The organism is Planktothrix sp. FACHB-1355 (assembly GCF_014748295.1).
Classification (GTDB): Bacteria; Cyanobacteriota; Cyanobacteriia; order Cyanobacteriales; family Aerosakkonemataceae; genus Aerosakkonema; species Aerosakkonema funiforme_A.
This window is the reverse complement of the sequence record NZ_JACJUP010000680.1, coordinates 1-3,779: the sequence shown is the minus strand read 5'-3', so window position 1 is coordinate 3,779 and position 3,779 is coordinate 1. Positions and strand designations below refer to the sequence as shown.

Sequence of the window (3,779 nt, the reverse complement as noted above, 5' to 3'; positions counted from 1 at the left end):
TAATTGTAAACTTTGACCTACGCTGGCACATAACCACTCTAAAAATCGATTCAAATCTTTAAAAATTCCTCTTTCTGCTAGTTGCAGGTTCAACAGCACCGTGCGATACCCCTGCTTTTTGGCTTGATTGATAATTCTAGCCATTAAGGAAGTTTTACCCATTTGTCTGGGCGCTTCTATCCTCACCAAGCCTCCTGGCTGGCTAATTTCTTCCAAGCAATGCAGTTCAATGGGAGGACGTTGGATATAAAAGTTAGAATCAATAGGTACTTGACCTCTAGGTAATTCTAATGTCGTTGCCGAACGGGTAGAGCATCTGGGAAGAAAATCCATATCCATAGTAGTAATTTCTGCAATTTCTGCGATCGCCAAATTTGAGCATTGCGTACCCTGAGAAATTCCATTATTTATTGGCTGATTGTAACCAGAAAAAAATCCAGCAACAATAGCTTCTTCTTTCGCGTAATTAAGCTTAGATGCACACCACCGTTCTATTACCGATCGAAAATTATTTTTGGTGACCTTTTCACCGGACATCTTGGAAAGTATTTTCCATAAATTTGGCCCTACATCGTGCTGCAAATATTCAGGAGTATAACCTATGGTGGCCGCAATTTCTTGATAAGTCTGTCCTGACCAAGCACCACGCATTAACATTAACTCGACAGTTTTAAGATGTCTGTTAGTCTGTGCGAAAATGGCTGCATCTGCAAATTGGATGGCTGATTGAAATTCCATGATGTCTGTATTTCCTATAAACCAGAGCAGGTAGAGCCTCTCCAAAAAATCTAGAAAGCAATTTAACCATTGCTCTTTAGAAAAACTTTATTTTTATATTAATACAGATCGCTTACTATTGTTAGCAAAGGGGTTTTTATACTGATGTGGATAACAGAGAAAAATCCAGCGAACTACGGAAACAACACTGAGTCGATCGATAGGTAAATAAAGCTCAAAATGGGCGCGATCGCAGGCTATCTGAAAAATTTTGGGCAAAGAGCGATCGCTTTCCAGGCGCTTTCTCAGCTATCGTAGTAATTGACTGTCGTCTGCCTAAACCGTTTAGCTGTCATTGGCAATTGGGAGATTACTGAGATAGCATAGACTTTGATTACGTAGTTCAACGTAGCGCATCAGCCACTTACCTTACCTTACCTTCCTTTCCCCGGCCAAAAAAAGCCAGATCCTTAAGAAATCAGTATCGACGCTGCCAAACTAAATCAAATACAAATTGATATAGCAAGGTTGCTGATGCGTAAATTCAGCAGCCGCTAAAAACCTAAATTTTTATTCAAGGAACTCCAATGAAAGTCAAAACTCTTCTAATTGCTTCAGCCGCAGTCTTAGGCGGAGCCTTCTCCATCGCCACATCTCCCGCCCAGGCAGGCCCAGCAGTTACTAACGAATACAGCACGCAACTTCAGCTAATCGTTCAACCAGCCCAAAATCAAACAGAAGCTAAAGGTGCTAACGTTAGCGTCTCCGGTTCCAATCTGGGAGCCGTCACCCTGCCAACACTAAATGCTACTGGTGCTATCACTGCCGGTACCGCTGCTGCTCCCACAGATGGCAGCACCTTTAGCTACAACGCATCCAGTTATGTGTTGGATGCCGTAAGCGCGACAACCCTTAATAACGCTACAGGTACGATCGCTGGGCCTGCTTATGGTATCCAAAATATCACTGTTGGCGGTGTTGCCGGAACTCTTGCAGGTACTATCACCAACATTGGTACGGGTACTGTTACTGCTGGCGGACAAGGTACCGTGGGTGTCTTGTCGCAAACGGGTAGCATGACCGTATTTGGTCAATAATTAGGGGAGGCGAGGCAGGTTAGTCGCCTTTGCGGTAACTTGGGTTTCTTTCCTGCCTAACACCTAACTTGTGTTACGGGAAAGCGAAACGGCATTTCTCGCTTTCCCACCCTTAATTTGCCACAATTCAAGTCCGATCCCAACAACCAAAACTAAATCAACATGGCTACTGCCAAAATTAACTGGTTGAAAATAATGCTGTTGGTGACAGCATTGTCGGTTCCCACACTACCAGTCCGCGCTGACTTCTCCCAAACTCGCACCACCCAAATTCAGTTAAGAGTTGATGCTCCTTCCGGAACTGCCGAAGCAAATCGACTCAACGGCTTTGCTATTTCCGGAAGTGGAATCGATGCTTCTGGAGTCCTCAATCAAGGTTCAAATTTGAACCCAAATACTCAATTTACAGCCCCTACAAACAGCTCTCCTTTTAACTTCTCTCTCAACACTTTCTCTTCCGATAACGCGACACCAGTATCGCTCACCTCTACAGGCAATAACACCCTACCCGCTTACTCGAAAGTCAGCGTGACTAACGGTGGTAACAGAGAAGGATTATCGGGAAATATCTCCAGAAGTGGAGAAGGAACTGTTACCCCAGGCGGTTCGGGAACGAATGCTATCCTCACTCAAACCAATAGTTTCAGCGTGTTTGAAAATTCTAACTTTTAATTAAGTGAAGAGTAACTATAAACTAGCTCGTCAAATCCGATATAAACCTGCCATATCCAAAGGAGGATGAACAAATATCTATACCTTCACAAATTTATCACAAAAAACCCAAATTTATGATTCGTTTATCAACTATTTTGGGTGCGGTTGCGACTGCTGGGATTTTAACTGCACCTGTTAGCGCCCAAGTAGTTATCGAACCTACATCTGGCTTTTCCCGAACTACGTCTTGCGTCAAACAAACGGTAAACACTAATATTACCGAAACCCAATACTCTAACACTGGTGCGGGATTTGCTGTAGCTGGAGATAACTTATCGGTTTCCGATCCTGGCGGTCGCGTCACACCAGAGTCATCTTATGTGATTTACCAACCAGGCGGTCAATTTAATTTAGGTATCAATCGTTTTGATGCGGGTGCGGCTACTTCTGTGAAAGTGACCGGACAGGAATCTTTTACAGAAACCCATAGCAGGTCTTTCACGGTGTTTCAATAATAGGTAAAAGCTAAAATGAAGTATCTTTTGTTAGGGCTAATAATTGTCGGCTCTTTCCCGGTTATATCGAATAGAGCGGTAGCCCAAAGCGTAGGTTTTTCGGTTGGGTTTTCTACACAATCTTCCAAAACGGTAACAGTTTCTAATGAAGTTGACGTGCGATCGCTCCGGGGATTTAACATCGATGGGGAAAACGTGCAACCTTTAGGAAACAACCCGGTTATTAATGTGAATACAGATTTTAGCATTCGCGATGCGGATAAACCTTTTAATCTGCTGCAACAAGATTTGACTGGTAGTAATATTCGCACTGTAGAAACAAATTCAACTACAAATGCTGACGGTGCTTCCACTAACCTGAGCGTGTTTGCTTCTTTCTAGTAAATGGCAAATAATCGCCGAAGATAATGTTTTCATTGGCATGAAAATATGTGGCTAATTCTCAGGGCATCCTACCTAGAATTAGAGTAATTGTTTTGATTTTATAGCTATGAATACAAAGTGGGCTATAGCTGCTATAATTATTCTGTATAGCCTGGGTTGGACAAATGCTGCCAAGGCAGATGAACTTTCTCAAGACACATTTAACCTGCCCTCTACTAGCAGTAATTCTAGAGCGACTTCTAGCAGCGCCGGAACTACGGTAAACCAACAACAGAATACACAAGTAAATAACAACCAATTCTACGGTTTTGGCCCTGGTATTTCCTGTCCGAGTCCAACTTTGGGGTTATCGATGTATGGAGGATTGGGCAATGGTAGCGGCTCTGATGCTGAAGTTTCCAGTACTTCTATC

6 protein-coding genes are annotated in these 3,779 nt (G+C 43.1%); 5 read left to right on the top strand and 1 reads right to left on the bottom strand.

The window, feature by feature from the left end:
• Positions 1-738: AAA-like domain-containing protein (locus H6S82_RS22950; protein ID WP_191056766.1), on the bottom strand; the 738-nt coding region annotated here is incomplete at its 3' end.
• Positions 739-1,304: 566 nt separating this feature from the next.
• On the opposite strand from H6S82_RS22950, the gene H6S82_RS22945 reads away from it, so the two are divergent.
• From H6S82_RS22945 to H6S82_RS22925, 5 genes are all read left to right on the top strand, one after another.
• Positions 1,305-1,814, top strand: a complete 510-nt coding sequence (locus tag H6S82_RS22945) for a hypothetical protein (protein WP_190469999.1) — start codon at positions 1,305-1,307, stop codon at positions 1,812-1,814.
• Positions 1,815-1,976: 162 nt separating this feature from the next.
• Entirely contained in the window at positions 1,977-2,486 is a 510-nt protein-coding gene (locus tag H6S82_RS22940; RefSeq protein WP_190469997.1) for a hypothetical protein, read from the top strand.
• A gap of 116 nt (positions 2,487-2,602) precedes the next feature.
• Positions 2,603-2,983 carry a hypothetical protein gene (locus H6S82_RS22935; RefSeq protein WP_191056765.1) on the top strand — a complete coding sequence of 127 codons (381 nt, stop codon included), beginning with the start codon at positions 2,603-2,605 and terminating at the stop codon, positions 2,981-2,983.
• Between the two features lie 15 nt (positions 2,984-2,998).
• Complete coding sequence (locus tag H6S82_RS22930) at positions 2,999-3,364, top strand: hypothetical protein (RefSeq protein ID WP_190469990.1); 366 nt, start codon at positions 2,999-3,001, stop codon at positions 3,362-3,364.
• A gap of 109 nt (positions 3,365-3,473) precedes the next feature.
• Positions 3,474-3,779, top strand: a 306-nt coding sequence (locus H6S82_RS22925) for a hypothetical protein (protein WP_191056764.1), incomplete at its 3' end; no start/stop codon positions are given.